This is a genomic window from Albimonas marina (assembly GCF_029223255.1).
In the GTDB taxonomy this organism is placed as follows: Bacteria; Pseudomonadota; Alphaproteobacteria; order Rhodobacterales; family Rhodobacteraceae; genus Albimonas.
This window is the reverse complement of the sequence record NZ_JARHUC010000001.1, coordinates 129,590-156,537: the sequence shown is the minus strand read 5'-3', so window position 1 is coordinate 156,537 and position 26,948 is coordinate 129,590. Positions and strand designations below refer to the sequence as shown.

Here is a 26,948-nt window from a genome sequence, read left to right as displayed (position 1 = left end):
CTCCCGGTTCCGGCGCGCGGCGGGTCGCGCGGCGGGTTGACATCCCCACGCCGCACGGTGTTGTGGGGGCGTCGCGAACGACGATCACGAGTGACAACAGCGGAGGGCGTTTCGTGAAGAAAGATGAACTGGTGACCGCGCTGGCCGAGGCGAGCGGCGAGACCAAGGCGGCTGTGACCGCGGTGCTCGGCGCCCTGAACGGCGTCTCCGAGTCCGCGCTCAAGGACGGGAAGTCGGTGACCCTGCCCGGCATCGGCAAGCTGGAAGCGGTCGAGAAGCCGGCGCGCGAAGTGCGCAATCCTCAGACCGGCGAGAAGAAGATGGCCGAGGCGCACACCGCGCCGAAGTTCAAGTTCTCGACCACCTTCAAGTCCGCGATCCGGGGCTGACCCCGGATCGACCGGCGGGCGGGTCCTCGGCCAGGGTGGGGGCCGGGACCGTTTCCGCCGGGGACGAGCGGCCGGCCGGCGCCGAGGCGGCGCCCTCCGTCTCCCGCGAGGAAGCGGAGGCCGCAGCCGGCGCCTCGGGCCTCGTCCACAGGAACAGGGCCACGCAGGCGAGCGCCGTCGCCTGCATCCCCACCGCCCACCAGGCGACCCCCAGCGACAGCGTGATGATCAGCGCCGCGGCCATGACGACCGACGCGGTCCACTTGGCCCGCCGGCGCACGACGCCGTGCGCCTGCCAGTCGACGATCGGCGGCCCCAGCCAGTCATGCTCGACCAGCCAGCGATGGGCGCGGTCCGAGGATCGCGCGAAGCACCAGGCGGCCACGAGCAGGAACACCGTTCCCGGCAGGCCGGGAAGGATCAGCCCGGCGACGCCGAGCCCGACGCACAAGACGCCGAGGGAGAACCAGAAGATCTTCACCCGCCCCGATGTAGGGCGCCGCCGCCCCGCGGGCGAGAGGCGAACGCATCCGATTGCGCGGATCGCGGCCTGGAGCCTACGCCGCGCGTCCGCGACGCCTCATCCGCAGCGCCCCGCGGGCGCGAGGCTCACTCCGCCGCCGGCCAGCGGAAGCTGGCGGCGTTCTTCGCGTCGCCGCCGCCGTGCACGTGGCCGATGAAGGCGCCCAGGTCCTCGGCGGGCTCCTCGATCGGGAAGGCGACCTGGGCGCGGCCGGGCGTGGGGCAGTCGCCGCCCTTGCCGTCGCGGCGCAGGGTGAAGGAGGTCTGCGGCGGCAGGCTGCGGGTGGCGACCGGCGACCAGAACACGGCGTAGGTGCTCGCCTCGCAGGCGGTGCGGTAGGCGACCTCGACCACCGCCTCGGGCCCGCCGATGCTCTCGCGCGTGGCGACCGAGAGGATCTGCACGTCGTCCCACTCTGCCGGCGCGGGATCGGTGCGGAAGTCCGCCCAGGCCGGCGGCTCGCTGGAGACCGCCTGCGGCTCGGGTCCGGCGCAGGCGGCCAGCAGCAGCGCGGCGCAGGTCAGGGAAAGGGGGGCGTGGCGGGTCATGGCGGGCTCCGTTCCGGCGAGGCCCCGCCAGCAAACGCCTCCCCGGCCCGGATGGCGAGCGCTGCGTGAAGGCCGCGTTCACGTCGCCCGCCACCCGTCGCGCGAATGCGACGGTTCGGGCCATTTTTCCGGCTTGACCGGATCGCGGCCCGGGCGTATCGGGGCTGCGGGCAAGTCGCCGGGTAAGGGCGAGCGGCGGCGGGCTCAGCGACCTCGCCCTGACGTTGGAGCGCGTCCCATGACGTTCCCCGCGAAGCCGCAGGCGCTGCCTGCGCGTCCCGAATTCTCCTCCGGTCCCTGTCCGAAGCGCCCCGGGTGGTCGCTGGAAGCCGTCGCCGCCAAGGCGTGGCTGGGCCGGTCGCACCGCGCCGCCGGTCCCAAGGCGCAGCTCAAGCAGGTGATCGACCTGACCGCCGAGCTGCTGGGCGTGCCCGCGGGATTCAAGGTGGGCATCGTCCCCGCCTCCGACACCGGCGCCTTCGAGATGGCGATGTGGTCGATGCTGGGCGCCAAGCCCGTCGACATCCTGGCGTGGGAGTCGTTCGGCGCCGGCTGGGCCACCGACGCCACCAAGCAGCTCAAGCTCGACGACTGCCGCGTGATCACCGCCGAATACGGCGAGCTGCCGGACTTCGCGCAGGTGCGCGCCGGCACGGCCGACGTGCTGTTCACCCAGAACGGCACCACCTCGGGCGCCAAGCTCCCGAACCTCGACTGGATCCCCGCGGAGCGCGAGGGGCTGGTGTTCTCCGACGCCACCTCGGCCGCCTTCGCGCAGCCGCTGGACTGGGCCAAGATCGACGTCCTGACCTTCTCCTGGCAGAAGGTGATGGGCGGCGAGGGCGCGCACGGCGTGCTGGTGCTCAGCCCCCGCGCCGTCGAGCGGCTGGAGAGCTTCACGCCCCCGCGCCCCCTGCCCAAGATCTTCCGCATGACCAAGGGCGGCAAGCTGATCGAGGGCATCTTCAAGGGCGAGACGATCAACACGCCCTCGATGCTCTGCGTCGCCGACGCGCTGGATGCGCTGGAGTGGTTCAAGGAGATCGGCGGGGCCGAGGCCGTGCAGGCCCGCGCCAACGCCAACTTCGGCGCGCTGCAGGCCTGGGTCGACGCCACCGCCTGGGTCGAGAACCTGGTCGCGGCGCCCGAGGCCCGCTCCAACACCTCGGTCTGCCTGAAGGTGGTGGACCCGCAGGTCGCCGCGCTGGACGACGCCGGGCAGAAGGCCTTCGTCAAGAAGATGGTCACGCTGCTGGAGGGCGAGGGCGCCGCCCTCGACATCAACGGCTACCGGGACGCTCCCGCGGGCCTGCGGATCTGGTGCGGCGCGACGGTCGACACGGCCGACGTCGAGGCGCTGCTCCCCTGGCTCGACTGGGCCTTCGCCGCCGCGAAGTCGGAGATGGCCGCGGCCTGACCTCCTGAAAGGAGACATCCGATGGCCGAAGCGCGCATCGACGCGCCGTTCGGGCCGGTGACCCTGTCGTCGCCGGTCGGAGCGGTGGGACCGATCGGTCCCGCCCACCCCGAGCTGCCCGAGGGGCTCTCGGTCGACGCCTGCGTGACGGGCGAGATCGAGATCGCCTTCGGCGCGGGGGAGGTGATCGAGCTCGTCTTCGCCGCCGAACTGGAGCGCAGCGCCCGCTGCACGACCGACGACGGCGAGTTCTTCGCCGCCTGGCTGGTCGAGACCAAGGGCGTGGCGGGCTGCTTCGGCTTCCGCGACGTGGACTGGCTGCAGCACAAGCACGACGTCGAGATGGTCTCCTTCGCGAACTCGAAGGCGGGCACCACGCTCCGCCTTCGCTCCCCGCGCACGCAGGTCGTCCGCATCCCCTTCGGGGCCGCCTGGACGACCGGACCTGACATGGACGCAGGCACGACCGCCGCCGCGCTGGCCGTCGACCGCGCCCTTCCCACCTGAGGACCCAGCACATGCCCAAGGTTCTGATTTCCGACGCCCTTTCGGACGCCGCCGTCCAGATCTTCCGCGACAACGGAGTCGAGGTCGACTTCCAGCCCGCGCTGGGCAAGGACCCCGCGAAGCTCGCCGAGATCATCGGCAATTACGACGGTCTGGCGATCCGCTCGGCCACCAAGGCGACCGCCGAGCTGCTGGCCAAGGCCGACAACCTGAAGGTCATCGGCCGCGCCGGCATCGGCGTCGACAACGTCGACATTCCCGCGGCCTCGGCCAAGGGCATCGTGGTGATGAACACGCCCTTCGGCAACTCGATCACCACCGCCGAGCATGCGATCGCGATGATGTTCGCCTGCGCCCGCCAGATCCCCGAAGCCGACGCCTCGACCCGCGCCGGCAAGTGGGAGAAGTCGAAGTTCATGGGCGTCGAGATCACCGGCAAGACGCTGGGCATCCTCGGCTGCGGCAACATCGGCTCGGTCGTCGCCTCGCGCGCCATCGGCCTGAAGATGAAGGTCATCGCCTTCGACCCGTTCCTGAGCCATGAGCGCGCGCAGGAGCTGGGGGTCGAGAAATACGACGACCTCGACGCGCTGCTGGCGCGGGCCGACTTCGTCACCCTGCACATGCCCAAGACCCCGCAGACCGCGAACATCCTGTCGGCCGAGCGCATCGCCAAGATGAAGCCCGGCGCGCGGCTTGTGAACTGCGCCCGCGGCGGCCTGGTGGACGAGGCCGCAGTGGCCGAGGCGCTGAAGTCCGGCGCCCTCGCCGGCGCCGCCTTCGACGTCTTCGGCGAGGAGCCGGCCAAGGAGAACGTGCTGTTCTCGGCCCCCAACTGCGTGTGCACCCCGCATCTCGGCGCCTCGACCTCCGAGGCGCAGGAGAACGTGGCCCTGCAGGTCGCCGAGCAGATGTCGGACTACCTGGTGAAGGGCGCGATCTCGAACGCGCTGAACGCCCCGTCGGTGACCGCCGAAGAGGCGCCGCTGCTCAAGCCCTGGATCGCCGTGTGCGAGGCCCTGGGCGGCTTCGCGGGCCAGGTGACCGAGAACGCGATCACCTCGCTCGAGATCGAGTACGTGGGCCGCGTCGGCCAGCTCAACCTCAAGCCCCTGACCGCGACCCTGGTCGCCTGCCTGATGAAGCCGCTGGTCGGCGAGGGCGGCGTGAACATGGTCTCGGCCCCGGTGGTGGCGCGCGAGCGCGGCATCAAGATCGCCGAGACCCGCAAGGACGCGCAGGGCGCCTACGGCTCCTACGTGCGCCTGGTGGTGACGACCGAGAAGCAGACCCGTTCGGTCGCGGGCACCGTGTTCTCGGACAACAAGCCCCGGATCATCCAGATCAAGGGCATCGACCTCGAGGCCGATCCGCAGCCCTTCATGCTCTACACCACCAACAACGACCAGCCGGGCTACATCGGCGCGCTGGGCGCGAAGCTGGGCGAGCTGGGCATCAACATCGCGACCTTCGCGCTGGGCCGGTCCGACAAGGGCGGCGAGGCGATCGCGCTGCTGGGCGTGGACGAGCAGGTGACCCCCGACATGGTCGCCCAGATCATGGCCCTGCCGCAGGTGACCCAGGCCAAGGCCCTGAAATTCTGAGGACTTGCCCCCGGCCGTGGCCTTCGGGCCACGGCTCGTATTCCGCCCTCTAAATTTCCGCAGCGTTAACGACGAAGCCGGTTTCCGTCTCGGCATCTCGTGCTAGGACACGGTGCGCAGTTTCGGCGGGGGGTCCTCGGGCCCCCTTCCGTATCCAAGGGGATGACTGCGGCGCGTCGGGCCCGCTTTCATCCGCCCGGCCGCCGCGCAGAAAAGGACGGTCGGGCACATGGGCAAGGGCAAGGGCAAGAAGCAGGCGGTGATCAAGCTGTTCGAGGGCGTGAGCCTGGCGGACCTGGTCAATGACGGCCTGGTCCAGGGCGATCTGCGCACGAAGGACATCTCCAAGAAGTCCCTGCTCCTGCGCAGCGAGACGGTCGACGGGCTGGAGCTCGAGCTGTCCGGCGCGAAGATCAAGTACAACGCCAAGCAGGACAAGTTCGTCGGCGGCAAGATCACCGACCTCGAGTTCACCTTCGACGGCCGCACCATCGCGACCTTCTCCGGTGTGAAGATCCCGGTGACCAAGCTCGAGAAGGCGGTCGAGAAGGCCGCCGACGGCAAGTGGAAGCTGCTCGACAAGCTGTTCAACGCCACGGCCATCAAGGTCGAGGGCTCCGACGGCGACGACGACGTCTTCGGCTCCAAGCACGCCGACAAGCTGTTCGGCGGCGCCGGCGCGGACGTTCTGACCGGCGACAAGGGCAAGGACCTGATCGACGGCGGCGACGGCCTCGAGGACCGGGTCGACTACATGCGCGAGGGCGGCAAGAAGGGCGTCGACGTCAACCTGACCACCGGCAAGGCCAAGGACACCTACGGGAACCAGGACACCCTCGCGAACATCGAGGAGGTGATCGGCACCCGCAAGGACGACCGGATCATCGGGAACGACGCCGAGAACTACTTCATCCTCGACAAGGGCGACGACTACGTCGACGGCAAGGGCTCGGGCTTCAACCAGGTCGGCTACCACTGGGAGACGGGCGGGAACGGCATCGTCGTCGACCTCGCCGCCGGCACCGCGACCGACACCTACGGCGACACCGACACGCTGGTGAACATCAACGTCATCCGCGGCTCGGAGTGGGACGACGTGATCGAGGGCTCGGACGCGAACGAGGTGTTCCGCGGCCTGCGCGGCGACGACTCGATGGACGGCCGCGGCGGCGTGGACGAGGTGCGCTACGACCGCGACGTCGTCTACGGCGGGACCTCGGGCGTCTACGTGAACCTCGCCGACGGGACCGCGACCGACGGCTTCGGCGACACCGACACGCTCGCCAACATCGAGAACGTCCGCGGCACCAACTTCGACGACATGATCATCGGCGACGCCGGCGACAACCGCCTGCGCGGCTACGGCGACGACGACATGTTCGTCGGCGGCGCCGGCGATGACGAGATCGACGGCGGCGTCGACTCCTGGGACGAGTACGACATGGTCGACTACCGCGCGGAAGGCGGCGGCGGCGGTGTGAACGTCAACCTCGCCACGGGCGTCGCCACCGACACCTTCGGCGACACCGACACGTTGATCTCGATCGAGGAGGTCCGCGGCACCGACCAGGACGACGTCATGGTCGGCAACGCCTACGACAACTGGTTCGAGCTCGGGGCCGGCGACGACTCGGTCGACGGCGGCGCGGGCGCCTTCGACCAGGTCGCCTACCACTCCGAGACCGGCGGCGCGGGCGTCTCGGTCGACCTGGCCCTGGGCACGGCGACCGACACCTACGGCGACACCGACACGATCGCGAACATCGAGGGGGTTCGCGGCTCCCGCTGGGACGACACGATCCTGGGCGACGACGCCGACAACACCTATCGCGGCCTGGCGGGCGACGACACGCTCGACGGCCGCGGCGGCGAGGACGAGGTGCGCTATGACCGCGACGCCGGCTCCGGCGGCACGGCGGGGGTGACGGTGAACCTGGCGCTGGGCACGGCCACCGACGGGTTCGGCGACACGGACACGCTGATCTCGATCGAGAACGTGCGCGGGTCCGACTTCGCCGACACCATCATCGGCGACGCCGGCGCGAACCGGATCGAGGGGCTGGGCGGCGACGACATCCTGACCGGCGGCGCCGGCGCCGACCTGTTCCGCATCCGCTCGGCCGATCTGGGGACCGACACGATCACCGACTTCGACCAGGGCGTGGACAAGATCCGGCTCGACTTCGTCTCCGACTTCTCGGAGCTCACGATCGTCGAGAACGCCGATCACGCCATGGTCTTCGGGCCGGACGGCTTCTCCCTGCGGATCGAGGGCGACTCCTTCGCGCTGAGCGCGACCGACTTCGGCCTCTGAGCTTCCGGGGCCGGCGCAGCGCCCCTGCGCCGGCCTCGCCGCGGCCCGCCTCTCCGGGCGGGGCGTCGCCCCGCGGGCGCCCCGGCCCCGAGCCGGGGCCTCTCGCGCCGGCGTTCGGGCCCCGGGCGCCCGGTCAGGCCTGCGCGGCCAGGTCCGGCGCCTCCGTCTCCCGCCCGCCGGCGGGGACATGCTCCACCGGCTGGGGACCCGGCATCTCCGCGCCCTCGGGCGTGACCCCCAGCGCCTCGAACCGCCGGGCGGCCGGAAGCACCCGCGATTGCAGAGAGCCGACGGCGCGGTTGTAGCGCTCGACGGCCTGCCTGAGCCCTCTGCCCACGCCGTCCATGTGCGTTCCGAACGTGTTGAGCCGGTCGTAGAGCTCGCGCGCCTGGTCGGCGACCTCGCGGGCGTTCTTCGCCAGCACCTCCTGCTGCCAGCCGTAGGCGATGGATTTCACCAGCGCGATCAGGGTGGTGGGGGAGCAGACCAGCACCCGCGCAGCCAGCGCCGTCTCGAAGATCTCGGGGTCCTGCTCCATGGCCGCCGAGTAGAAGGCCTCGCCCGGTACGAACAGCACCACGAAGTCCGGCGTCTCGGGCAGGGCGTTCCAGTAGTCCTTGGCGCCGAGCTGGCGGACATGGGTCTTCAGCTGCCGGGCATGGTTGGCCAGCGCCTCGGCCTGGGCGGCGGGCTCGGTCGCCTCCAGCGCCGTGAGGTAGGCGTCGAGCGGGGTCTTGGCGTCGACCACCACCGACTTGCCCCCGGGCAGGCGGACCAGCGCGTCGGGACGGCGGCGGCCGTCCTCGGTGTCGAAGCTGCGTTCCGTGAGAAAATCGACATGCTCCATCATGCCGGCCATCTCGAACACCTGGCGCAGCTGGTATTCCCCCCAGCGGCCGCGGGTCTTGGGGGCGCGCAGGGCCTGCACCAGGCGCCCGGTCTCGGAGGTCAGGCGGGCCTGGCCCTCGGTCAGCGCCTGCACCTGGGTGCGGATGGCGCCGTAGGCGTCGTGGCGGGCTTTCTCGATCTCGCCCACCGCGGTCTCGAACTTGCCGAGGTTCTCGCGGATCGGGGCCAGCAGGCCCTCGATCGCCTTCTGCCGCCGCTCCAGGTCCTCGTCGGCGGTCTGCTTGTGCTGGGCGAAGCGCTCCGACACCAGGCCGAGGAAGCTCTCGGCGTTCTTGCCCAGCGCGTCGGCGGCCAGCGCCGCGAACTTCTGCTGAACCTCGCCTTCCATCCGGCGCAGCTCCTCGACCCTTGCGCCGTGCTGGCGGCGCTCGGTCTCCAGCGCCGACTTCAGCTCGGCGCGCGCCTCGGCGGCCTCTGACAGGCGCTCGCGCAGGGCGCGGATCTCGGCCTCGGCGGCGTCGAGCCGGCCGGCGCGGGCCTCGGAGACGGCCAGGTCTCGGTCCAGCGCGGCGGCGTCCTCGCGCGCCTCGACCAGCGCGCCCTCGGCCCGCTCGGCGCGCCGGCGCAGCGGCCGGAGGGAGGCGAGCCACAGCCCCCCCGCGCCCGCCGCCAGCCCCAGCGCGAGGGCCAGCCCGAGGTGCGACTCGTCCAGCGGTCCGCCCGCCCAGGCCTGCAGCGAGGCGAGAAGCTGCGATCCAGCGTTCACCGCGTCCTCCATCATGTTGCGGTCTCTCCGCTTTTTCCTACCACATGATGAAGCCGATACGCGCCGCGCGCAATGCCCGTGCCCGCGACGAAACCGGGGATGGGAACCGCGGTCGCGATGCGCTAGAACCGCGCCCGTTTGCGATCCCGGAACCAGGAGCAGCCGTCATGGCCAATGTCGTCGTCGTCGGCGCCCAGTGGGGCGACGAAGGGAAGGGAAAACTCGTCGACTGGCTCAGCGAGCGAGCCGACGTGATCGTCCGTTTCCAGGGCGGCCATAACGCCGGCCACACGCTGGTGATCGACGGGGTGACCTACAAGCTGTCGCTGCTGCCGTCAGGCATCGTGCGCGAGGGCAAGCTGTCGGTCATCGGCAACGGCGTGGTCCTGGACCCCTGGGCCCTCGTCTCCGAGATCGAGAAGCTGCGCGGCCAGGGCGTGACGGTGGACCCGTCGAACTTGATGGTCGCCGAGAACGCGCCGCTGATCCTGCCCGTCCACGGCGAGCTGGACCGCGCGCGCGAGGCGCAGAACTCCACCGCCAAGATCGGCACCACCGGCCGCGGCATCGGCCCGGCCTACGAGGACAAGGTGGGCCGTCGCGCCATCCGCGTCGCCGACCTCGCCGACGAGGCGACGCTCGAGGCGCGTCTCGACCGCCTGCTGACCCACCACGACGCCCTGCGCCGCGGCCTGGGCCTGCCCGAGATTGACCGCGCCGCGCTGACCGCGCAACTGCACGAGATCGCCGCTCAAATCCTCCCATACGCGCAGCCGGTCTGGAAGATCCTGGCGGAGCGTCGCGCCAAGGGCGACCGGATCCTGTTCGAGGGCGCACAGGGCGCGCTGCTGGACATCGACTTCGGCACCTATCCCTACGTGACCAGCTCGAACACGCTGGCCGGCATGGCGGCCACCGGCTCGGGCATGGGCCCGTCGGCGGTGAACTACGTGCTGGGCATCGTAAAGGCCTACACCACCCGCGTGGGCGAGGGCCCGTTCCCGACCGAGCTGGAGGACGAGGACGGCCAGCGCCTGGGCGAGCGGGGCCGCGAGTTCGGCACCGTCACCGGGCGCAAGCGCCGCTGCGGCTGGTTCGACGCGGCCCTGGTGCGCCAGACCTGCACCACCTCGGGCGTCTCGGGCATCGCGCTGACCAAGCTCGACGTGCTCGACGGGTTCGCGACGCTGAAGATCTGCACGGGCTACAGGCTGGACGGGAAGGTCATCGACCACCTGCCCATCGCCTCGGAGCAGCAGCGCCGCTGCGAGCCGATCTACGAGGAGATGGAGGGCTGGTCGGATTCCACCGCCGGCGCCCGCTCCTGGGCCGATCTGCCCGCCGCCGCGGTGAAATACGTGCGCCGGGTCGAGGAGCTGATCGGCTGCCCGGTCGCGCTGCTGTCGACCAGCCCCGAGCGGGACGACACGATCCTCGTCACCGACCCGTTCGCGGACCGCTGAGGCCGGCATGGCGCTCAGCTACAAGGCTCGTCGGCGCTGGTCGCTGTTCCTGCTGCTGGTGTGGCTGCCGCTGTTCGTGGTGGTTGCGGTCACCGTGACCGGCCTGTTCGAGCGGCCGCCGATCTGGCTCGAGGTGGCGATCTACGCCGGCCTCGGGCTGATCTGGGCGCTCCCGTTCCGCGCGGTCTTCCGCGGCGTGGGACGGGAGGATCCGGAGGCCGGCGCCGAAGATGCGCCGGATTCGTCTGCTGAGATGACCTCGGACCGGAAGAATCGGGCGGAGTGATTCGCCGCGGGCCGCGAAGGTGAATGCCTTCGCGGACGCAGCATCTCGTCGCATTCTCGCCGCAATTCTCCATGAGCCTGCGACGGTCGCCCGTTTTGGGGGGGTGAGGTTCCGGACTTCCGCGGGTGTGTGTGGGATGTGCCGATCAAGCGTCTGCAGACGTGCTGCATTCGCGAGATAAGCTGGGGGTGATGCGACCGCCCGGAACCTCGCTTCGAGGTTGGGGGACCTCGAATTGATGAGATCGTGCCACATACCACGGGTTTGGCAAGTGTTAATCGTTGCTGAACACGGATCGTTTCCGGATGCGGCACGGCGGCGTCAATCGGCACGATGAACGGTTGTGGCGTGAAAGTGATGCAATCCTCGGCGGCGCTGGCGATTGTTGTCTGAACAAGAAATGAATGAAGAAATCTGATTGTGCAGGCGTTCATATTCGGTTAAATTTCTTGGAGATACGTAGGCGAAACCTCTGTCGCGACTAACACGAAATTCAGTTGGCAATTCGCGTTCAGCTTGATGATAATCTCCGGCGTGCGTGTGCGTGTACGCCGGAGCGTGAAGACCGGAGGTGGAGATGCGTGTTCTCTTGGTGGAAGATGAGGCGGTGCTGGCCGGACAGGTTCAGCGAGCGCTGGAGAGCGAGGGGCGCGTCGTAGACGTCGCCCGCGACGGCGAGGAGGGCAGCTTCCTCGGGTCGACCGAGCCCTATGACGCGATCGTCCTCGATCTGGGTCTGCCGAAGAAGGACGGGAACGCCGTGCTTCGCGACTGGCGCGAGGGCGGCATCAAGGCTCCGGTCCTGGTGCTGACCGCGCGCGACTCCTGGCGCGACAAGGTCGCCGGCCTGGACTCGGGCGCCGACGACTACCTCACCAAGCCTTTCCAGATGGATGAGCTGCTGGCGCGCCTGCGCGCCCTGATCCGCCGCTCCTCCGGCCAGCCCAACCCGGTCTTCAAGCAGGGCGGGCTGGAGTTCGACACCCGTTCGGGCCGCGTGACGGTCGACGGCCAGCAGGTGCAGCTGACGGCGCAGGAGACGAACGTGCTGGGCTACCTGATCCTGAACAAGGATCGCGTGGTCTCGCGCACCGAGCTCTCCGAGCACGTCTACGGCTACGACACCGAGCGCGACTCGAACACCATCGAGGTCTTCATCGGTCGCCTTCGCAAGAAGCTGGGCCAGAAGATCATCGTCACGATCCGCGGCCGCGGGTACCAGTTCGACGGAAGTTGATCCTTGGGGGCGCTGTCGCTCCGCGCGCGCGCGGTTCTGGGCGGCGCCCTCTGGATCCTCTTCGCTCTGAGCGTCAGCGGCTGGTTGCTGCTGACCGCATTCGACGGGATCGCGGAGCGCGCCTTCCAGCGTAATCTCTCCGCCCAGCTCGACCAGCTCGAAACCCTGATCCTCACCGGAGCGCTGGAGCGCGACGCCGCCCAGACGCGGCTTGCCAATCCGCGCTACCTGCAGATGGGGTCGGGCTACTACTGGCAGGTCGAGCTGCCGGACGGCCGGGTCGTCCGCTCGCCCTCTCTCGGGGGCGAGGTGCTTCCGCATACCGATCTGATGCTGGGGGAGCAGAGCTTCTTCGCCCGCGCCCCGGAAGGCTTCCGCATCCTGGTGATGGTGCGCGCCGTCGCCCCGCAGGGCGGCGGGCCGGTGTTCCGCGTCTACGCGGCCGAGGCGGTGGTGCGCCTGAGCCTCGACAAGCTGGAGTTCCGCCGCTCGCTGTTCTCGGCCCTGATCGGGCTGGGCGGCGCGCTGGCGCTGGCGGCCGCGGCGATGACCGGCATGGCCCTGCGCCCGCTGGTGGGCCTGCGCGCGGCCTTCGGCGACTACCGCGAGGGGATCACCGACCGGATCGAGGGGCGCTACCCCTCCGACATCGAGCCGCTGGTCGAGGACCTCAACGACCTGCTGGAGCGCAACGCCAAGATCATCGGCGCCGCCCGCCGGCAGGCCGCGGACCTCGCGCACGCGCTGAAGACCCCGGCCGCGATCATCCGCAACGAGATCGACGCCATGGACCGCCCGCAGCCCGAGATCCGCGACGCGCTGAACCGGATCGACGCGCTGATGGTGCGCTACACCGCCCGCGCCCGGCTGGCCGGCGCCAACGCCCCCGGCGCCTCGGCCGAGGTCGGCCCCCTGCTGGGCGGGCTCGCCCGGGTGATGGAGCGGGTGCACGCCGACAAGTGCATCGACCTCGACCTCGACGTGCCTCCCGGGCTGCGGGCGAAGGCCGAGGGCGAAGACCTCGAGGAGCTCGCCGGCAACCTGATCGACAACGCCTTCAAGTGGGCCAAGGGCGCGGTGCGCGTCTCCGCCAGCCGGGAGAAGGGGGTGGTCGAGATCCTGGTGGAGGACGACGGCCCCGGCATCGCGCCCGAGAACCGCGCCACGGCGCTGCGCGAGGGCGGGCGCCTGGACGAGGCGGTTCCGGGGACGGGCCTGGGCCTCGCGATCTGCGCCGACATCGTCGAGGCCTACGACGGCACGCTCAGCCTCGAGGACTCGGACCTCGGCGGCCTGCGCGCGCGGGTGCGCCTGCCGATCGCGCGGACCGAGGAGAAGTCGGAAGCCTGAGCGCCGCGCCTCGGGCGCTGCGCCGCCTCAGGCGGCGGCGCGGTGCAGGTCGGCCGGGCGGTGGTTGGTGACCGAGGCGAGATGCGCCACCGGCCCCACCGGATGCGCCCCGACCTCGACCGCGGGCAGGGCCGGCTCGTCGCGCAGCAGCACGTCCACGTCGAATTTCTGGCGGATCATGCCGTCGTCGACCACCGAGCGCGCGCCCAGCTTGCGGCCGAGGCCGCGCATGGCGCCGTTCTCCGGCAGGGTCAGCGCCTCGAGCACATGGACCCCGCGCAGGCGCGCCCAGCGCGCCGCGGCGACCATCATCGCCGGGGCCAGGCCCGCGCCGCGCCAGTCGGTCTCGACCGACAGGGCGACCTCGGCCCAGGCGCCGATGCGGGCGATCTCGATCATCCCGCGCACCGGCTCGCCCGGCTCGAACGAGCAGGCGATCAGGCCCGCCGGATAGCCTGCGGCCACGTTCTCGGCCTGCCGGCGCAGCGTCGGCTCGCGCACCGCGCCGCAGAACCGCAGCGACCGGTCGCCGGCCGACAGGCGCAGCAGATGCTCATAGATCCGGTCCACGTCCTCGGGCCCGGCTCTCCGCAACGCCTGCAGGGGAGGGACGTCCCCCGGGGTCTTGTGCAGCGCAACATGTTCCATGAGGAACAGATGGGGCGCCGCGGCCGAAAAGGCCATCGCAGAAGCCATGCGCCCCGCGAAACTCCGGCGCCCGGAACTTAAGGTAAACTGCGCCGAAGCGGGAAAACCGCCCCAATACGGCCCGAAAGGTCCCGGTTTCGGCGCCACGGCGCCCCGAAACGGGATCGGGGCCGAGTCGCGGGGTCAGAGGACGAAGGCCACCACCAGCACCCAGGCCGACAATGCTGCGCCGCAAACCAGGGCGTAGGCGCCGTTCCACACCAGCCCCACCCGGCGGGCCGTCGTGCCGCTGAAGGCCGCGAGCATCAGCGTCGAGGCGGTGTAGGGCGACGACGCGCCCGAGACCGCCCAGCCGGCGGTGAAGGCGCAGACCACCGCCTCGGGGCTGACGCCCATCACCTCGGGCGCCGGCAGCAGCGGCGCCAGCAGCGAGGCCGCGAGGATCGGGTTCATGCCGATCTGCCCCGCCAGCGGCATCAGCCACAAGGCGGCCAGCAACAGCGCCCAGGTCGGCGCCTGCTCGAGGTGCAGGCCCGCGCCGCGCACGATCGGGTCCAGCAGGCCCGCGCCCACCGCCCCGATGAAGCCCGCCATCATCAGCAGCACGATCTCGGCCCGGTAGCCCGGCAGGTCGCGCACCGCATAGCCCCCGGCGCGCGCGCCCAGGTGCGCCCATCGCCGCCGGGGGGCCTGCAGGAACACCCAGGCGGCCGAGACCAGCGGCGCCCAGACCATCACCACGCCCACGATGGTGACGCCCGTGGTCAGGTGCAGCGCCGCCGCGCCCCCGCCGATCACCGCCAGCAGGATCACCAGCGGCATCACCCGTCCCCAGCCGCCCGGCTCCGCCTCGGCCCGCGCCGGCGCGGGGGCCGAGAGCCGGGGCTTGAAGATCGTGTCCATCGCCCAGCCGATCAGCGCCAGCGCAAGGCCCGAGACCAGCGTGTAGGGCAGCACCCCCGTCCAGCTCGCCCCCGGCACCAGCGCCGTGGTGATGGCGATGGCGAAGCTCAGCGGCGACCAAGGCAGCATCGCGATCAGCCCGCGGGAGGAGGCGAGCAGCATCCGCTTCTGCCGCACCGCCCGGATCTCGGGGTTCGGCTCCGACTTGCCCGAGGCGATTGCGAGCGAGCCCAGCAGCGCGATGGAGCCGTAGTTCAGCACCGTCCCGAACAGCGCGCCCCCCAGCGTCAGCGCCGCATAGCGCTGCCCCGGCGGGCGGGAGGCGAGGAACAGCCCGCAGTCGGTGATCGAGGGCGAGGTCTCGGCCGCGTGGCGCAGGGTGGCCAGCGCCGCGAAGAAGGCGGCGATGAAGGCCGCGCGCAGCAGCCCCTCGGCCACCAGATCCATCCCGCCCGGCTGGGTCAGCACCGCGATCAGCGACAGCGCCGCCCCGATCGCCACGAACACCCGCGGCTGACGCGAGGCGCGCGCGGCCAGCAGCGCGGCGATGGCGGCGGCGCAGGCGTATTCCAGCGGCTGCACCCAAGTCCCGGCCCCCCAGCGCCCCAGCGCGACGAGGACGAGATCGAGGGTCAGCAGGATGCCGGCGGCGCGGTCGAGACGGGAGGAGGAGAACAAGAGGCTTTCCGGCTGGAGTCCGGGCGCGGCCGCGTCGTCGCGTCCGCAAGGGGGGCGGGTCCGGGCCGCCCGCGACGACGGCCCGCCCCCCGGCATACGCCCGGACGCCCGCGAGGTGAAGGCCGTCCCGCCGGCGGCGCCCGCCCGCTCGCCCGCGCCGGGGGGAGCGACGGCGGGATCGGACCGTCGGGGAGATGCGAAGCGGCGGGGGCCCGGACCGGGTGGGCGGACGCCGCTCCCGGCCCGGGCGGGGTCCGGCCCCTCGTGTCGACGAAGGGCCGGTCCCGGGTTGTCCGACCCTGACGCGGAACGGACCGGGCCAGTTGCGCACGGCCAGGCCTCGACCGTCGCCGCGCCGGCTCGCGTCCTCGCCCGCCGGGGGCCGGGCTTCTCCCGTGTCCGGGCGCTCGGATCGCTGGACGGCTTCGCCCCGCGCGGTCTATGACGCTGGGGCGGACGCCCTTCTGCGGCGCCGCCCGGGCCTCGCCCGGCCAGCCTTCCGCGCCGCCCCGGCGCGCCCGGTCCGGAGCCCTCCATGTCCCGTTCGCCCGCGCCCTCCGGCGCTTCCGGCGCCGACGCCTCCGGCTTCGTGCTCGACGGGCGCGCCTCCTGGATCCGGCTGGGGATCAGCCTGCTGGCCGCCGCGGTGGGCGGGGCGGCGATGTGGTCCTTCGTGGTGCTGCTGCCCGCGATGGAGGCCGAGTTCGGGGTCGAGCGCGGCGAGGCCTCGCTCGCCTATTCCGCCACCATGATCGGCTTCGCGCTGGGCAGCCTGGCGGTGGGGCGCTCGGTCGACCGCTTCGGCATCGGGCCGGCCATGGGGCTCTCGGCGATCCTGGCGGCGGCGGCCTACGCGGCCTCGGCCGTGGCGCCCAGCTTCGCGATGCTGGCGGGGCTCCAGTTCCTGCTGGGCATCGGCGGCGCGGCCACCTTCGGGCCGCTGGTCGCCGACATCTCTCTGTGGTTCGGGCGCCGGCGCGGGTTCGCGGTCGCGGTCACCGCGGGGGGCAACTACCTGGCGGGGGTCGTGTGGCCCCTGATCCTCGCCCCCATCGTCGAGCTGCACGGCTGGCGCGAGGCGAGCTGGGTGATGGCCGCCGCCATGCTGCTCCTGCTCGGCCCGCTCAGCCTGCTGCTGCGCCGCCGCGTGCCCGCCGACGCCGAGGGCGAGGCCGCCGCCGCCGCGCAGGCCGCGCGCCGCTCGGCCGGGTTCTCGCCGGGCGGGCTGCAGGCGCTGCTGTGCGTGGCGGGGATCGCCTGCTGCCTGGCGATGGCCACGCCCCAGATCCACGTGGTCGCGATGTGCGTAGACCTCGGCTACGGGCCCACCGCGGGCGCCGGGATGCTGTCGCTGATGCTGGCGGGGGGGATCGTCTCGCGCCTCGCCTCCGGCGTCATCGCGGACCGGATCGGGGGGGCGCCGACGCTGCTGATCGGCTCCATCGGGCAGATGATCTCTCTGGCGCTCTACCTGCCGTTCGACGGGCTCGTGCCGCTCTACATCGTCAGCCTAATCTTCGGGCTCAGCCAAGGGGGCGTGATCCCCGCCTACGCCATCATCGTGCGCGAGATGCTGCCCGCGCGCGAGGCGGGCGCCCGCGTCGGCCTGGTGATCATGGCCACGATCTTCGGCATGGCCGCGGGCGGCTGGATGGCCGGCTGGATCCACGACCTCAGCGGCTCCTACAAGATGTCCTTCCTCAACGGGATCGCCTGGAACGCGGTGAACATCGCGCTGATCTCGTTCCTGATCCTGCGGTCGAACCGCTTCCGGCCGCAGCCCGTCGCGGCCTGAGACGGCTGCTCAAGCAAGGGGCGCGGCCTGAGGCGGCCGCGCAGGCAGGGGGTGCGGCCTGGGGCGGCCGCGCAAGCAGCGGGCCGGCCTGGGGCGGCCGCGCCTCAGCGCCCGATCCGGGCCTTGAGCTCTCGCGCCAGCCAGAAGCGGCCCTCGAGCCACGGCGACAGCTCCAGCACCCGGCCGCCGCGGAAGGCGATCAGGGCGGTGCGGTCGTCCTCGGTCACCCCGGTCACGTCCTTCAGCGCCAGCGCGTAGCGCGGGCCCAGCAGGTTGCGCGAGGCGATGCGGTCCCAGGTGACGGTCACCCGCTCCGACAGCTGCACCGCCCGCCGGCCCGCCACCCCGACCAGCCCCAGGAACAGGAGCCAGTGCCAGAAGGTCGGGCCCACGCCCTCGCCCGCAGACATCCGCTCGAACAGGGACCGGCCCACCAGCGCGGCGACGGCGGCCAGCGCCATCAGCCACCACCAGGCCGAGGGCGCGGCCGACAGGATCACCGCCGTGCCCTCGCGCAGCGGCTCGTCCCAAGCCTTGCGCTGGTCGGCGCGGAAGCGGGCCCGCGCGCCGAGATTGCGCCAGACCAGGAAGACCAGGAACAGGAACAGGGCGACGAGGGCGAGGCGGATGATCATTCAGGTGGGCTCCGCGGCGGAGGGATCGGGCGTGCGCTTGATATAGGAAGCGGGGAGGGCGTTGTCGCGCCTTCCCGGGCAGGATGGCGCTCTGGGGCGAGGGGGGCCTCCGAGGCGGGGCTCGTCGGCTGGCCGCTGCGCGGGGGCGCTTGCGCGCCCGGAAGGACGCTTCGGGAGCTCACCAAAGAACAGGCGCTTCGCGCGGGCCTGCGGGCGTCGCGCAAGGCGCGCCCGGGCCTGCGCGCGCGGGTCAGGCGGGGCGGGGGACGGCGGCGCGAAGGGCGCGCAGGAAGGCGGAGACCTCGGCGGGGAGGGGGCCGCGCTCGAAGGCGGCGAGGGCGGCGCGGGTCCAGCCCTCGGGCGGGTCGAGGGCGAGGGAGAGCGCGGCCCGGCGCGCGGCCTGCTCGGGCGTCAGCGGCAGGCGGGCGGCGGCGTCGAGAAGCTGGGAGAGCTCGCGCGCCCGGCGCAGGGCGCGGAACGCCTCCATCATCGGGGCGAGCAGCGCGGGATCCTCGCGCCAGCTGCGCCCGGCGAAGACCTGCTGCACCACCCGCTGGCCCGCGCCCAGGCAGTCGTAGCGCACGCAGCCGCCGAAGCCCTCCGCCTCCAGCCGCGGGTGGATCCGGCAGGCGTGGCCCGAGAGGTGGCGGCAGGGCTCCCCCGCCGGCTTGTCGAAGGCGAAGAGCGGCGAGCGGTCGAAGGCCAGCGCCACGCAGCATAGCGCCGCGCAGGCGCCGCAGTCGGGCGCATAGGGATCCGCCGGGCCGGCCGCCCGGTCGCCGAGCTCCGCGTCGCGTCGCGCCTGCATCCCGGCCCTCCCCCTGCCGAACCGACGCCCGTGCCGGGCCGCGCGCGCGGGGCGGCCCGGGAGGGCGAATGCGAAAGGGCCGGCCCGAAGGCCGGCCCCGATCCACCCATCGCCCGCCCGCGGCCTCCGGTCAACCGGGGCCGCGGCGCGGCGCGCGCGGGCGTCACTTCTTCGAGATGCGGTCGTCCACGTGGGGCGCGTAGGGGGCGTTCGCCGCCAGGTACTCCGCCACCACGTCGGCCAGGTCCGGGCCGAAATCGTAGGCGTTCTCGCCCTTCTCGGCGAACACCTTGTAGCCGTCGCCGCCCGAGCGCATGTAGTTGTTCGACACCACCCCGTAGGTCTTGGCGGGATCGAGCGGCGCGCCCGCCACCTCGACCGAGACGATGCGCGAGCCGGCCGGCTGCGCCGGATCCCACACGAACTTCATCCCCGAGATCTGCGGGAAGCGCCCGGCGCCTTCCTCGACCTGGCTGACGCCGTTCTCCAGCGCCTCGACGATGCCGGCGCCGGTCAGCTGGAAGGTGGCGAGCGTGTTCTGGAACGGCAGCACCGTCAGCACCTCGCCCATGGTCACCTCGCCGGCGTCGATCGAGGCGCGCAGCCCGCCGCCGTTGGCGATGGCCACGTCGATGCCCTGGTCCTTCACCCGGTCGAGCATCGCGTCGGCGACCAGCACGCCCATCTCGCAGACCTCGGCGCGGCAGACCGCGCGGTCGCCGCCGATGGGCTGGTCGGTGGAGGCGACCACCTTCTCGCGGATCTGCTGGAGGGGCTCGGCCAGCTCCTCGATGCGGCCCTTCACCTGGGCGTCCTCGGCGACCGAGGCGTCCATCAGCAGGGGCTCGCCGGCGGTGGCGTCGGTCAGCTTGCCCTCGTCGTCGAAGACGGCCTCGAGCTTGCCCAGGTACTTGCCGTAGGCATAGGCCGAGAGCACCGCGGTGCGGCCCCCGTCCGGACCGTCGACCCAGGTGGGATAGGGCCCCTCGGCCTTCTCGTTGACGTTCGACAGCAGCGTGTTGGTGTGGCCGCCGACGATGATGTCGACGCCCGCGACCTCGGCCGCCACCCGCTTGTCGACGCCGTAGCCCGAGTGCGAGAGCACGATGATCTTGTTCACGCCCTCGGCGGTCAGTTTTTCAACTTCGGCGCGGACGGCTTCGACGGGATCGCCGAAGGTGATGTTCTTGCCGGGCGAGGCGAGCTCGGCCGTGTCCTGCGGGGTCAGGCCGATCAGGCCGATCTTTTCGCCGTTCTTCTCCACCACGGTGGATTTCTTCAGCACGTCGGCGAGTTGCGGCTCCTGCGAGACGTCGGCGTTGGACATCAGCACGGGGAAGTCGACGGCGTCCATGAAGCCGCGCAGCACCTCGGGGCCGTCGTCGAATTCGTGGTTGCCCACGGTCATCGCGTCGTAGCCGAGGGCGTTCATCATCTCGGCCGCGGCCTTGCCCTTGTAGTAGGTGTAGAAGAGCGTGCCCTGGAACTGGTCGCCGCCGTCGAGCAGGATCGGGTTCGACGAGGCCGCCTTCTCCGCCGCCACGGCGGTGGCGAGCCGGGCCGAGCCGCCGAAGCACTTGCCCTCGTCGTTGTCCGCCGCCGAGCAGCCGGAATCGTATTTCGAGATCGGCTCGAACCGGGCGTGGAAATCGTTGGTGTGCAGAACGGTGAGCGCGTAATCGGCCGAGGCGGCGGCCGGCGCCAGCAGTGCGAGCGCGGCCACGGCGGACCTGAGCAGGCCGGCGGAGGTGCGGGGGGTCATCGGTCGCTCCATGTCGGTTGGGTGACGCTCAGGTGAGCGGGTTTCGGCGCGCCGCGCAAGGGGGATGCGGGGCGGGAGCATGGAACGGGCGGGGATTCCGAGCGATGGAACGTAGGGCGCATTTCAATGCGCCGTCCGCGGGCCCGCCTCCTGCGCCTCGGGTCGAGGTGGGGATGGCGCATTGAAATGCGCCCTACGTTCGCCGGTCTCCAAGGGCGTTTCGGTGGGCAAGCCGGCCCAACGCCCGCGGTCGCGCAGGTAGGAGGAGAACGGCCAGTCCTCCGGGCGCTCGACGTAGCCATGGCGGACGGGATTGAACCAGCAGTAGCCGACATGGGCCGCGTGATCCCGCGGATCGCGGATCATGTGCTCCCAGTAGCGGCGCTGCCAGATGCCGCGCTCGCCCGGACGGCGGGGGCCGGAGCCGGGTTCGTCCGGCAGGGCGCGCGAGAATGCCGAGCGGATTCGCCGCCAGCGCGTCGGAAAGTCGGCGTCGCCCTCGGGCAACGACCACACGGCATGCAGGTGATCGGGGAGCACGACCCAGGCGTCGATGCGGAACGGCTGCGCGCGCATCGTGTCCCGCACAGCGGCGCGCAGCGTGTCGACCTCGCGCACCAGCAGATCCGAGCGTCGGTCGCGCAGGGTCACGGTGAAGAAGTAGGTCGCGCCCGGCGCGAACATGCGACGATAGTCCGGCATCCCCCGAGGGTGCGGAGCCGAGGATTAAGAGATCGTGTAGGGCGCATTTCAATGCGCCGTGGTGTGCGGGGCGGGGGTGGATGGCGCATTGAAATGCGCCCTACGCTTGCTGCCTAGCCTCGCTAGTTTCGACGAGTGTTAAGGTATTTGAGCTGGAAGTATCGAGACAATCTGTCTTTTAGCGCGGGGTTTGTAGAGATTAGTTCGCAGAGTTCGGAAAGGCTAAACCAAGCCCCCTGTTTTCCAGCGATATTGGCGCCGATAACAAAGCGAGAGATATTAATTGTGTCGACTTCAACTTTGCGAAACGCCTCCTTGCTGTGGTTGATCGTCTCGATCCCGACTCGTAGGACCCGGTTCTCAATCCGAAGCGATACAGCGATCAGGGTTCCCGTGTTGATAGGTGACTGTCTAGGTGTGCAAGATAGTTCGACAGGCTCTTGGCGGCTTCCGCCAATTTGAAGGTGAGCAGTTATGCTTCCGATTTGATCATGGCTTACCCGCAGGGCTTCGTTTTGGTGATCATCTTCCACTGAAAAAATAACGTTTTCCGGACGTTTGGTTGGATAACAGTGAAGTGCGCAGATCACCATGAACTCGGATCCGTCGAAGTTCATCCCGTCGGAGTGCATCCAGTGTTGGGGTTCGAATTCAAGTGTGCCAGATTCGACATTGTAGTGAGCAATAAAGTAAGCATAGTCAGGCAGTGGATTGCATGCAGACGCAACTTTCGCAGTCGCCGCAGCGGTAGTTTGCGAGATTATCCAAGCTCCGATCTGGAGGGCCCGCAGGAAGCTCTCGTCAGATAACAGTTTGGAGTTCTCTCGCATGAATTTAGTATCGAAATGCACTCCGCCGAATTTATTCGCCAGGAGATCAATTATATCGCGGGTCGTAAGGCGAGTTTTTCCGCGGAAAATTACCGTAGTGCCTAAGAATTTTCCGAGCGAAAGTGGTTCGCCGTCGTCGGCTCCATAGATGTGATTTTTCGCATCGACCTCTGCCCCGAGAAGTGTCCAGCCATTTCCGGCATCAATCATTCTATCTGGGGCAAAGCGAAAGTACACTCGCTCTCTTGCCGACTTATTCGCCAGAGACAAGAGGTTTTCTAAAAGTACTCGGCGCAGGGCAAGTGATACCGCTGCAAGTTTTTTCGCCTCAATTGGGGGCGAAAGGCGACGCAGCGTCTGGTGATCGAAGTAAAATGAAAGCTCTGGGTCAATCATCCATCCATCTTCAGCGCATTGATGAACGCCTCCTGAGGGATGTCAACCTTCCCGAACTGGCGCATCTTCTTCTTGCCGGCCTTCTGCTTCTCCAGCAGCTTCCGCTTGCGGGTCACGTCGCCGCCGTAGCACTTGGCCGTCACGTCCTTGCGCATCGCCCGGATCGTCTCGCGGGCGATCACGCGGCCGCCGATGGCCGCCTGGATCGGGACCTTGAACATGTGCGGGGGGATCAGCTCCTTGAGCTTCTCGCACATCGCGCGGCCCCGCATCTCCGCCCGGTCGCGGTGAACCATGGTCGAGAGGGCGTCCACCGGCTCGTCGTTCACCAGGATCTGCATCTTCACCAGGTTCTCGGCCCGGTAGCCCTCGATCTGATAGTCGAAGCTGGCGTAGCCCTTGGTCACCGACTTCAGGCGGTCGTAGAAGTCGAAGACCACCTCGTTCAGCGGCAGGTCGTAGACCACCATCGCGCGGGAGCCGGCGTAGGTCAGGTCGCGCTGCTGGCCGCGACGCTCCTCGCACAGCTTCAGGACCGAGCCGAGGTACTCGTCCGGGACCAGGATCGTGGCCTTGATCCAGGGCTCCTCGATCGCCTCGACATGGGTCAGGTCGGGCATGTCGGCGGGGTTGTGCAGCTCGCGCACCGTGCCGTCGCGCATCTGCAGGCGGTAGACCACCGAGGGGGCGGTGGTCACCAGGTCGATGTCGTACTCGCGCTCCAGCCGGTCGCGGATCACCTCGAGGTGCAGCAGGCCCAGGAACCCGCAGCGGAAGCCGAAGCCGAGCGCGGCCGAGGTCTCCATCTCGTAGGAGAAGGAGGCGTCGTTCAGCGCCAGCTTCTCGATCGCCTCGCGCATGTCCTCGAAGTCGGCGGCGTCCACCGGGAACAGGCCGCAGAAGACCACGGGGATCGAGGGCTTGAAGCCCGGCAGCATCTGCGCGCAGGGGCGCTTCTCATGGGTGATGGTGTCGCCCACGCGGGTGTCGCGCACCTGCTTGATCGAGGCGGTGAGGAAGCCCAGCTCCCCCGGCCCCAGCTCCGGCCAGTCCTTCATGACGGGCGAGAACACGCCCACCCGGTCGACCTGGTAGTCGGCCTTGGTGGACATCATGCGGATCTTGTCGCCCTTCTTCAGGACGCCGTCGCGGATGCGCACCAGCACCACGACGCCGAGGTAGGCGTCGTACCACGAATCGACCAGCATCGCCTTCAGCGGCGCGTCGCGGTCGCCGGTGGGGGCGGGCAGGCGTTTGACGATCGCCTCCAGCACCTCGGGGATGCCGAGGCCGGACTTGGCCGAGATCAGCACCGCCTCGGAGGCGTCGATGCCGATCACGTCCTCGATCTGCTCCTTCACCCGGTCCGGCTCGGCGGCGGGGAGGTCGATCTTGTTGAGGACGGGCACGATCTCGTGGTTCGCGTCGATGGCCTGGTAGACGTTGGCCAGCGTCTGCGCCTCGACCCCCTGGGAGGCGTCGACCACCAGCAGCGACCCCTCGACCGCGCGCATGGAGCGGGAGACCTCGTAGGCGAAGTCGACGTGGCCGGGAGTGTCGATCAGGTTCAGGACGTAGTCGTTCCCGTCGGCGGCCGTGTAGTTCAGGCGCACGGTCTGCGCCTTGATGGTGATGCCGCGCTCGCGCTCGAGCTCCATCGAGTCGAGGACCTGCTCCTTCATCTCACGGTCCGTCAGCCCGCCGGTGATCTGGATCAGCCGGTCGGCGAGGGTGGATTTGCCGTGGTCGATGTGAGCCACGATGGAGAAGTTGCGGATGCGCGAAAGGTCGGTCATGAGGCGCCATTTGCGGCGACTTCGCACGCGCGTCAAGCGGGCGTGGCGTAGCGGGCCGGAACCCGCGCGAGGGCGTCGCGCACGATCATCACGTGGAACGGCAGGATCGCGGCCAGGTAGAGCCGCCCCAGCGCGTTGTTGCGATGCACGAGGGTGGCGAGGCGCAACTCCTGCGGGGCGTCGGCCGGGCGGATGACGGACAGGCGGAAGTCGAGGTGACGGTCGTCGGCGCCCAGCAGCAGCTCGGTCTCGCGCCCCGGCGCCGCGTCCCCGGGGACGACCGCGAGGATCGGGAAGAAGCCGACGCCCGCGCCCGGGCGCGGGCGGTCCGGGTCGAACGCGGGCAGGCGGGCGGCCAGCGCCTGCGTCCCGTGCAGGCCGAAGGGTCGGACCGCCGCGTCGCGCAGCGCCGTCAGCCCCCGCGCCCAGCCCGGCGGCGACGCCAGCGCAGCCTGCGCCAGCCGGCCCAGCGGCGCCTCGGCCAGCGCCTCGGGCAGGCGCACGGCGAAGCCGTCGAGGAAATCGCCCGGGCGGCGCAGGCCCTGGAGCAGGCTCTCGGGCGCGAGCGGGGCGGCGCGGACCTGCATGGGAAGCCTCCTGTTCAGGGACCGACAGCATGGCGCCGACGGAGGCGCACGACGATTCGGCGAAGGTATCGACCGGTCGGCCGGCATGATTTAATCTCGCGATTAACACTCGCCGCCCGGCGCGGACGGATGACCTTTCGGGAGGACCCATGAGCTTCGATTCCAACGCCCCCATGAGCTTCGACGACGTGATCAACGGCCGTCGCTCGATCCGCGGCTTCCTCGACAAGCCGGTCCCGCGGGAGCTGGTCGAGGAGGTGATCGCGCTCGCCAACCGGGCGCCCAGCTCGATGAACACCCAGCCCTGGCACCTGCACGTCCTGACCGGCGAGCCGCTGGAGCGCGTGCGCCGCGGCAACACCGAGCGGATGCTCGCCGGCCACCCCGTCACCCGCGAGATCCAGGACCACGGCAAGTACGAGGGCGTGCACCGCGACCGCCAGGTCGAGATCGCCATCCAGCTGTTCGAGGCGATGAACATCGAGCGCCACGACAAGGAGAAGCGCCAGGACTGGGTGCTGCGCGGCTTCCGCCAGTTCGACGCGCCCGTCTCGATCGTGGTCTGCTACGACCGCGACCTCGAGCCCGGCGGCACCATCGCCCATTTCGACCTCGGCGCGGTGACCTTCGGCCTGGTGCTGGCGGCGTGGAGCCGGGGCCTGGGCTGCGTGATCAACGGCCAGGGCATCATGCAGAGCCCGGTGGTCCGCGAGGTGGCCCAGATCCCAGAGGACCAGGTGATCCTGACCTGCGTGGCGCTGGGCTGGCCGGACGAGACCTTCCCCGCCAACGCCGTCGTCTCCCGCCGCCGCCCGGCCTCGGAAGTGGCGCGCTTCGTGGGCTGGGAGGAGCCGGCCGAGACCGCCTGAGCGCGATTCGCCGAGCCGCGGCTTGATCGGGGTCAAGGCGCGGCGCGAGCGGGCGCGCGAGGGTCGCCTCCGACGCAGGCGCGCGGCCCCCGGGGGCGCGCCGCCCTCTCCCCGATCGCGCCGGCCTGCGGGCCGGCGCGGCCGACAGGCAAGGAACCGCGCCATGGCCTTCGACGCCGACCGCATCGCGCTGCTGCGCGAGCAGCTCCACACCCTGCGCCGGGAGGCGCCCGAGGCGCCGTCGGACTTCTACCACCGGCTCTTCGAGCTCTCGCCCGAGATGCGCCCGATGTTCCGCGACCAGGACATCGGCGAGCAGGGCACCCAGTTCATGGCCGCCCTCGGCCTGCTGGTGGAGCGCCTGGCCCACCCCGAGGAGATGCGCCGGGAGCTCGCCGAACTGGGCCGCGGCCATGCCGCCTACGGCGTGAAGCCCACCTATTTCGAACCGATGCGCGAGGCGCTGATCGAGACCCTGCGCCTGCACCTGGGCGAGGCGTTCGACGCCGAGTCCGAGGACGCCTGGCGCGCGCTCTACGACCGGGCCGCGGCCGAGATGATCGCCGCGCGGTTCTGAGCGCGCGCGCCGGCCGCCCGTCCCCGCCCGACCCGACGTCCTGTCGCCGCACGCCCCGCGCGGCGCTGGATTCCCATCGCCCCCGCCGCTAGACCGTTCACGGCGCTCGTTCATCCGGGCGGCGCCGTCGCAGGCGAGAAGGGGAAACGGCATGGACGTCGAGGCGCTGGAGATACCGGACGTCAGGATTCTCCGGCCCAGGAAGTTCGGCGACCACCGCGGCTTCTTCTCGGAGACCTACAACAAGCAGGCGCTGGCGGAGGCGGGGATCGACCTCGACTTCGTGCAGGACAACCACTCGCTCTCGGGCGAGGTCGGCACCCTGCGCGGCCTGCACTTCCAGACCCCGCCCTTCGGCCAGGACAAGCTGGTGCGCGTGGTGCGCGGCGCGATCCTCGACGTGGCGGTGGACCTCCGGAAGGGCTCGCCGACCTACGGCAAGCACGTGGCGGCCGAGATCTCGGCCGAGGCCTGGAACCAGATCCTGGTGCCGATCGGCTTCGCCCACGGCTTCATCACCCTGACGCCGGACGTCGAGGTGATCTACAAGGTCACGAATTATTACGCCCCCGCCCACGACAAGGGGCTGCTGTGGTCGGATCCGGCGCTGGGCATCGACTGGCCGCTGCCGCCGGGCGGTCCGATCCTGTCGGACAAGGACAAGGTCCAGCCCACGCTGGCCGAAATCGACGCCCCGTTCTGACGGGGA

General features: G+C 70.6%; 25 protein-coding genes. 13 read left to right on the top strand and 12 right to left on the bottom strand.

Annotation, left to right across the window (positions count from 1 at the left end; all coding sequences use genetic code 11):
• The first annotated feature begins 113 nt into the window (after window positions 1-113).
• Entirely contained in the window at window positions 114-389 is a 276-nt protein-coding gene (locus P2H44_RS00680) for an HU family DNA-binding protein (protein ID WP_275761487.1), read from the top strand.
• Here the strand turns inward: P2H44_RS00680 and P2H44_RS00675 are convergent.
• Together P2H44_RS00675 and P2H44_RS00670 are read right to left on the bottom strand one after the other, a co-directional pair.
• Complete coding sequence (locus P2H44_RS00675; RefSeq protein ID WP_275761486.1) at window positions 367-870, bottom strand: YbaN family protein; 504 nt, start codon at window positions 868-870, stop codon at window positions 367-369. The two genes, P2H44_RS00680 and P2H44_RS00675, sit on opposite strands and share 23 nt — an antisense overlap.
• A gap of 128 nt (window positions 871-998) precedes the next feature.
• A complete protein-coding gene (locus P2H44_RS00670; RefSeq protein WP_275761485.1) occupies window positions 999-1,460 on the bottom strand; it encodes a hypothetical protein in 462 nt (153 codons plus the stop codon).
• A 238-nt stretch (window positions 1,461-1,698) separates the two neighbouring features.
• Between P2H44_RS00670 and P2H44_RS00665 the strand changes: the two genes are divergently transcribed.
• The 4 genes from P2H44_RS00665 to P2H44_RS00650 all read left to right on the top strand — a co-directional run bounded on the left by P2H44_RS00665 (window position 1,699) and on the right by P2H44_RS00650 (window position 7,302).
• Window positions 1,699-2,877 carry a phosphoserine transaminase gene (locus P2H44_RS00665; RefSeq protein ID WP_275761484.1) on the top strand — a complete coding sequence of 393 codons (1,179 nt, stop codon included), beginning with the start codon at window positions 1,699-1,701 and terminating at the stop codon, window positions 2,875-2,877.
• 21 nt (window positions 2,878-2,898) lie between these two features.
• Window positions 2,899-3,384, top strand: a complete 486-nt coding sequence (locus tag P2H44_RS00660) for a hypothetical protein (RefSeq protein ID WP_275761483.1) — start codon at window positions 2,899-2,901, stop codon at window positions 3,382-3,384.
• Window positions 3,385-3,395: 11 nt separating this feature from the next.
• Window positions 3,396-4,988: a phosphoglycerate dehydrogenase gene (gene serA / locus P2H44_RS00655; protein WP_275761482.1), complete on the top strand. Its 1,593-nt coding sequence runs from the start codon at window positions 3,396-3,398 to the stop codon at window positions 4,986-4,988.
• Window positions 4,989-5,217: 229 nt separating this feature from the next.
• A complete protein-coding gene (locus tag P2H44_RS00650) occupies window positions 5,218-7,302 on the top strand; it encodes a calcium-binding protein (RefSeq protein WP_275761481.1) in 2,085 nt (694 codons plus the stop codon).
• Between the two features lie 133 nt (window positions 7,303-7,435).
• On the opposite strand, the gene P2H44_RS00645 is transcribed toward P2H44_RS00650, so the two are convergent.
• Window positions 7,436-8,932: a DNA recombination protein RmuC gene (locus P2H44_RS00645; protein ID WP_275761480.1), complete on the bottom strand. Its 1,497-nt coding sequence runs from the start codon at window positions 8,930-8,932 to the stop codon at window positions 7,436-7,438.
• Window positions 8,933-9,084: 152 nt separating this feature from the next.
• Here P2H44_RS00645 and P2H44_RS00640 point away from each other — a divergent pair, with 152 nt between their 5' ends.
• From P2H44_RS00640 to P2H44_RS00625, 4 genes are all read left to right on the top strand, one after another.
• Entirely contained in the window at window positions 9,085-10,380 is a 1,296-nt protein-coding gene (locus tag P2H44_RS00640; protein ID WP_275761479.1) for an adenylosuccinate synthase, read from the top strand.
• Between the two features lie 7 nt (window positions 10,381-10,387).
• Window positions 10,388-10,666 carry a DUF2842 domain-containing protein gene (locus P2H44_RS00635; protein ID WP_275761478.1) on the top strand — a complete coding sequence of 93 codons (279 nt, stop codon included), beginning with the start codon at window positions 10,388-10,390 and terminating at the stop codon, window positions 10,664-10,666.
• Window positions 10,667-11,243: 577 nt separating this feature from the next.
• The gene (locus P2H44_RS00630) at window positions 11,244-11,903 is read left to right on the top strand and encodes a response regulator transcription factor (protein WP_092859563.1); all 660 of its coding nucleotides are present in this window, start codon (window positions 11,244-11,246) and stop codon (window positions 11,901-11,903) included.
• Between the two features lie 84 nt (window positions 11,904-11,987).
• Complete coding sequence (locus P2H44_RS00625; RefSeq protein WP_275761477.1) at window positions 11,988-13,253, top strand: sensor histidine kinase; 1,266 nt, start codon at window positions 11,988-11,990, stop codon at window positions 13,251-13,253.
• Between the two features lie 27 nt (window positions 13,254-13,280).
• On the opposite strand, the gene P2H44_RS00620 is transcribed toward P2H44_RS00625, so the two are convergent.
• Together P2H44_RS00620 and P2H44_RS00615 are read right to left on the bottom strand one after the other, a co-directional pair.
• Window positions 13,281-13,901: a GNAT family N-acetyltransferase gene (locus tag P2H44_RS00620; protein ID WP_275762079.1), complete on the bottom strand. Its 621-nt coding sequence runs from the start codon at window positions 13,899-13,901 to the stop codon at window positions 13,281-13,283.
• Between the two features lie 183 nt (window positions 13,902-14,084).
• On the bottom strand, window positions 14,085-15,482 hold the full coding sequence (locus tag P2H44_RS00615) for a hypothetical protein (RefSeq protein ID WP_275761476.1): 1,398 nt from the start codon (window positions 15,480-15,482) through the stop codon (window positions 14,085-14,087).
• 535 nt (window positions 15,483-16,017) lie between these two features.
• On the opposite strand from P2H44_RS00615, the gene P2H44_RS00610 reads away from it, so the two are divergent.
• Window positions 16,018-17,277 carry an MFS transporter gene (locus P2H44_RS00610; protein ID WP_275761475.1) on the top strand — a complete coding sequence of 420 codons (1,260 nt, stop codon included), beginning with the start codon at window positions 16,018-16,020 and terminating at the stop codon, window positions 17,275-17,277.
• Window positions 17,278-17,381: 104 nt separating this feature from the next.
• Here P2H44_RS00610 and P2H44_RS00605 read toward each other — a convergent pair whose 3' ends face one another.
• From P2H44_RS00605 to P2H44_RS00575, 7 genes are all read right to left on the bottom strand, one after another.
• Window positions 17,382-17,912: a hypothetical protein gene (locus P2H44_RS00605; RefSeq protein WP_275761473.1), complete on the bottom strand. Its 531-nt coding sequence runs from the start codon at window positions 17,910-17,912 to the stop codon at window positions 17,382-17,384.
• A gap of 250 nt (window positions 17,913-18,162) precedes the next feature.
• Window positions 18,163-18,720: a hypothetical protein gene (locus tag P2H44_RS00600; RefSeq protein ID WP_275761472.1), complete on the bottom strand. Its 558-nt coding sequence runs from the start codon at window positions 18,718-18,720 to the stop codon at window positions 18,163-18,165.
• A 163-nt stretch (window positions 18,721-18,883) separates the two neighbouring features.
• On the bottom strand, window positions 18,884-20,482 hold the full coding sequence (locus P2H44_RS00595) for a bifunctional metallophosphatase/5'-nucleotidase (RefSeq protein WP_275761471.1): 1,599 nt from the start codon (window positions 20,480-20,482) through the stop codon (window positions 18,884-18,886).
• Between the two features lie 123 nt (window positions 20,483-20,605).
• Window positions 20,606-21,166: an REP-associated tyrosine transposase gene (locus tag P2H44_RS00590; RefSeq protein WP_275761470.1), complete on the bottom strand. Its 561-nt coding sequence runs from the start codon at window positions 21,164-21,166 to the stop codon at window positions 20,606-20,608.
• Window positions 21,167-21,306: 140 nt separating this feature from the next.
• Window positions 21,307-22,410, bottom strand: coding sequence for a hypothetical protein (locus P2H44_RS00585; protein ID WP_275761469.1), 1,104 nt, complete (start codon window positions 22,408-22,410; stop codon window positions 21,307-21,309).
• Entirely contained in the window at window positions 22,407-24,206 is a 1,800-nt protein-coding gene (gene lepA / locus P2H44_RS00580; protein WP_275761468.1) for a translation elongation factor 4, read from the bottom strand. Before lepA ends, P2H44_RS00585 begins: the two co-directional genes overlap by 4 nt.
• A 32-nt stretch (window positions 24,207-24,238) precedes the next feature.
• Window positions 24,239-24,793, bottom strand: a complete 555-nt coding sequence (locus P2H44_RS00575) for a DUF2867 domain-containing protein (protein WP_275761467.1) — start codon at window positions 24,791-24,793, stop codon at window positions 24,239-24,241.
• A gap of 149 nt (window positions 24,794-24,942) precedes the next feature.
• On the opposite strand from P2H44_RS00575, the gene P2H44_RS00570 reads away from it, so the two are divergent.
• The 3 genes from P2H44_RS00570 to rfbC all read left to right on the top strand — a co-directional run bounded on the left by P2H44_RS00570 (window position 24,943) and on the right by rfbC (window position 26,942).
• The gene (locus tag P2H44_RS00570) at window positions 24,943-25,662 is read left to right on the top strand and encodes a nitroreductase (protein WP_275761466.1); all 720 of its coding nucleotides are present in this window, start codon (window positions 24,943-24,945) and stop codon (window positions 25,660-25,662) included.
• A 163-nt stretch (window positions 25,663-25,825) separates the two neighbouring features.
• Complete coding sequence (locus P2H44_RS00565) at window positions 25,826-26,239, top strand: globin domain-containing protein (protein WP_275761465.1); 414 nt, start codon at window positions 25,826-25,828, stop codon at window positions 26,237-26,239.
• A gap of 151 nt (window positions 26,240-26,390) precedes the next feature.
• On the top strand, window positions 26,391-26,942 hold the full coding sequence (gene rfbC / locus P2H44_RS00560) for a dTDP-4-dehydrorhamnose 3,5-epimerase (RefSeq protein WP_275761464.1): 552 nt from the start codon (window positions 26,391-26,393) through the stop codon (window positions 26,940-26,942).
• The last annotated feature ends 6 nt before the right edge of the window (window positions 26,943-26,948 follow it).

Bases quoted from the DNA above. Each gene is read 5' to 3' on its own strand.
- P2H44_RS00670 (WP_275761485.1), bottom strand. From the start codon at position 1,460: ATGACCCGCCACGCCCCCCTTTCCCTGACCTGCGCCGCGCTGCTGCTG.
- P2H44_RS00665 (WP_275761484.1), top strand. From the start codon at position 1,699: ATGACGTTCCCCGCGAAGCCGCAGGCGCTGCCTGCGCGTCCCGAATTC.
- P2H44_RS00660 (WP_275761483.1), top strand. From the start codon at position 2,899: ATGGCCGAAGCGCGCATCGACGCGCCGTTCGGGCCGGTGACCCTGTCG.
- serA (WP_275761482.1), top strand. From the start codon at position 3,396: ATGCCCAAGGTTCTGATTTCCGACGCCCTTTCGGACGCCGCCGTCCAG.
- P2H44_RS00650 (WP_275761481.1), top strand. From the start codon at position 5,218: ATGGGCAAGGGCAAGGGCAAGAAGCAGGCGGTGATCAAGCTGTTCGAG.
- P2H44_RS00645 (WP_275761480.1), bottom strand. From the start codon at position 8,932: ATGATGGAGGACGCGGTGAACGCTGGATCGCAGCTTCTCGCCTCGCTG.
- P2H44_RS00640 (WP_275761479.1), top strand. From the start codon at position 9,085: ATGGCCAATGTCGTCGTCGTCGGCGCCCAGTGGGGCGACGAAGGGAAG.
- P2H44_RS00635 (WP_275761478.1), top strand. From the start codon at position 10,388: ATGGCGCTCAGCTACAAGGCTCGTCGGCGCTGGTCGCTGTTCCTGCTG.
- P2H44_RS00630 (WP_092859563.1), top strand. From the start codon at position 11,244: ATGCGTGTTCTCTTGGTGGAAGATGAGGCGGTGCTGGCCGGACAGGTT.
- P2H44_RS00620 (WP_275762079.1), bottom strand. From the start codon at position 13,901: ATGGAACATGTTGCGCTGCACAAGACCCCGGGGGACGTCCCTCCCCTG.
- P2H44_RS00610 (WP_275761475.1), top strand. From the start codon at position 16,018: ATGTCCCGTTCGCCCGCGCCCTCCGGCGCTTCCGGCGCCGACGCCTCC.
- P2H44_RS00605 (WP_275761473.1), bottom strand. From the start codon at position 17,912: ATGATCATCCGCCTCGCCCTCGTCGCCCTGTTCCTGTTCCTGGTCTTC.
- P2H44_RS00600 (WP_275761472.1), bottom strand. From the start codon at position 18,720: ATGCAGGCGCGACGCGACGCGGAGCTCGGCGACCGGGCGGCCGGCCCG.
- P2H44_RS00595 (WP_275761471.1), bottom strand. From the start codon at position 20,482: ATGACCCCCCGCACCTCCGCCGGCCTGCTCAGGTCCGCCGTGGCCGCG.
- P2H44_RS00590 (WP_275761470.1), bottom strand. From the start codon at position 21,166: ATGTTCGCGCCGGGCGCGACCTACTTCTTCACCGTGACCCTGCGCGAC.
- P2H44_RS00585 (WP_275761469.1), bottom strand. From the start codon at position 22,410: ATGATTGACCCAGAGCTTTCATTTTACTTCGATCACCAGACGCTGCGT.
- lepA (WP_275761468.1), bottom strand. From the start codon at position 24,206: ATGACCGACCTTTCGCGCATCCGCAACTTCTCCATCGTGGCTCACATC.
- P2H44_RS00575 (WP_275761467.1), bottom strand. From the start codon at position 24,793: ATGCAGGTCCGCGCCGCCCCGCTCGCGCCCGAGAGCCTGCTCCAGGGC.
- P2H44_RS00570 (WP_275761466.1), top strand. From the start codon at position 24,943: ATGAGCTTCGATTCCAACGCCCCCATGAGCTTCGACGACGTGATCAAC.
- P2H44_RS00565 (WP_275761465.1), top strand. From the start codon at position 25,826: ATGGCCTTCGACGCCGACCGCATCGCGCTGCTGCGCGAGCAGCTCCAC.
- rfbC (WP_275761464.1), top strand. From the start codon at position 26,391: ATGGACGTCGAGGCGCTGGAGATACCGGACGTCAGGATTCTCCGGCCC.